Here is a 2,193-nt window from a genome sequence, read left to right on the forward strand (position 1 = left end):
CTCTTTCCTCGCGGCCCTTGCCCGGCACGACGGTTTCCGGGCAGGCGAAGTCGATACCGGCCTCATTGCCCGCGATCTTGGCCCCCTGACCGAGGCCGCTTCGCCCGATCTGGCAGTCCGGGCGCTCGCCGCTTTGGGTGCTGCCGGGTTGGCGGAGGGCGGTTCACCGATGTGCGGCTTCACGCTCTGGGCACCGCTGAAACGCAGCGTTGCGCTCGATGGCATCACCGCAATCATCGAGGCGCTGGGCCAGGGCCATGCCCGCGTGACCATAGACGATGAGGTCGCCGAATGCCGCCTGACCGGGGGGGCTTGGTGGGTGAATGGCCGTCCTGCGGGCGCGCGGATCGTGCTGACGCCGGGCACGGTTTCGGTCTTTGGGCCGGGGGCCTATCATTTTGATCTGACCGATGCGCTCGACCGGCACAGCGCTGCGGCTGGCGGCGGACTGACGCTGTCGCCGATGCCGGGGCAGGTGAAGTCCGTCCATGTCGCCGCCGGGCAGGCGGTCGTCGCAGGCGACCGGCTCGCTGTTCTGGAAGCGATGAAGATGGAACACACGCTGACCGCGGCCCGCGATGGCACGGTGGCCGAGGTGCTGGTCGCCCCCGGCGCGCAGGTCGAGGCCGGGGCGGCGCTTGTCCGGTTGGAGGAGGAAGAGGCATGATCCGCCTGCATCATTGCCACCAGACCCGCTCCATGCGGTCGTTCTGGCTCTTGCACGAGTTGGGCGTGAAATTCGATGTGATCGTGCACCCCTTCGACAAGTCCCTGCGCTCGCTCGACTATCTTTCCGTAAACCCCGCAGGCCGGGTCCCCGCGCTGGAAATCGACGGGCGGGTGATCTGGGAAAGCGGCGCGATCACCGAATATCTCTGCGAGCGGTTTCCCGAAAAGGGACTTGGCCGGGCGCCGGGTCATGCAGAGCGCGCCGACTGGCTGATCTGGGTGCATTTTGCCGAAACGATCAGCCAGCATACCGCAGCACTGACCCAGCAGCATGTGGCACTTTACGACGATACGATGCGCAGCCCCGTCGTGATGCGGCTGGAGGCAAAGCGGATCGAGAAATGTTACGGCGCGCTGGAACGGCGGCTGATCGGACGGGATCATGTGCTGGACGGCGGCTTTTCCGCTGCCGATATCGGCGTGGCCCAGGCGCTTTACATGGCGCGGCATTTCGCGCGGGCGGATGCCTTTCCGGCGCTGACCGGATGGTATGACCGGGTGACGGCGCGGCCCGCTTTCAGAAAGGCGCTGCCGCCAAAGAAGGCGGATTTGCTCTACAAGCGGGATTTCTATGAGGCCTGGGATGGCTGACTTTGTCGAGATCGTTGAAATGGGCCCGCGTGACGGGCTGCAGAATCAAAAGCGGATCATCCCGACGGCAGAGAAAATCGCGCTGGTGAATCTGCTCAGCCGCGCTGGGTTTCGTCGGATCGAGGTGGCCAGCTTCGTCAGCCCGAAATGGGTGCCGCAGATGGCCGACAGCGCCGAGGTGCTGGCCGGGATCACGCGTCAGCCAGGGGTGCGATACACCGCACTGACGCCGAACATGAAAGGCTATGAGGCGGCAAAGGCCGCCCGCGCCGATGAGGTGGCGATTTTCGCCTCGGCCTCGGAAGGGTTTTCCAGGGCCAATCTCAACTGCACGATCGCCGAAAGTCTGGAGCGGTTCCGGCCCGTGGCAGAGGCGGCGAAAAAGGACGGCATTCCGATCCGGGGCTATGTCTCGGTTGTCACGGACTGCCCCTATGAGGGGCCGGTTGCACCCGCTTCGGTGGCGAAGGTCGCGGCTGCGTTGCGCGATATGGGCTGCTATGAGGTCAGCCTTGGCGATACGATCGGGCAGGGACGGCCCGAGACAGTGGATGCAATGCTGACCGCCGTGCTGGGGGAACTTGCCCCTGAATGCCTCGCGGGCCACTACCACGATACGGGTGGCCGGGCGCTGGCCAATATCGACGCCTCGCTGGCGCGCGGTTTGCGGGTATTTGACGCAGCGGTCGGCGGTCTTGGAGGCTGCCCCTATGCGCCCGGAGCGGCGGGAAATGTCGCGACCGAGTCGGTCTCTGCGCATTTGGCGTCTCGCGGATATGACACGGGATTGGACGACGCCATTCTTGGGGAAGCGTCGGCGATGGCGCTGGCGATGCGGAAATGAGATGTGTCGTCGTCCTCGGCCTTGGCAGC

3 protein-coding genes are annotated in these 2,193 nt (G+C 65.4%); all 3 read left to right on the forward strand.

Annotation, left to right across the window (positions count from 1 at the left end; genetic code table 11):
* Positions 1–667 (forward strand): biotin/lipoyl-containing protein (locus WBB85_RS07205; RefSeq protein ID WP_432637946.1); only part of this gene is annotated, 667 nt, incomplete at its 5' end.
* Positions 664–1,320: a glutathione S-transferase family protein gene (locus WBB85_RS07210; RefSeq protein ID WP_432637947.1), complete on the forward strand. Its 657-nt coding sequence runs from the start codon at positions 664–666 to the stop codon at positions 1,318–1,320. The genes WBB85_RS07205 and WBB85_RS07210, both read left to right, overlap by 4 nt.
* Entirely contained in the window at positions 1,313–2,164 is an 852-nt protein-coding gene (locus tag WBB85_RS07215) for a hydroxymethylglutaryl-CoA lyase (RefSeq protein WP_432637948.1), read from the forward strand. The genes WBB85_RS07210 and WBB85_RS07215 overlap by 8 nt, the downstream gene beginning before the upstream one ends.
* The last annotated feature ends 29 nt before the right edge of the window (positions 2,165–2,193 follow it).

It is taken from the genome of Albidovulum sp. (assembly GCF_049646345.1).
Lineage (GTDB): Bacteria > Pseudomonadota > Alphaproteobacteria > Rhodobacterales > Rhodobacteraceae > Albidovulum.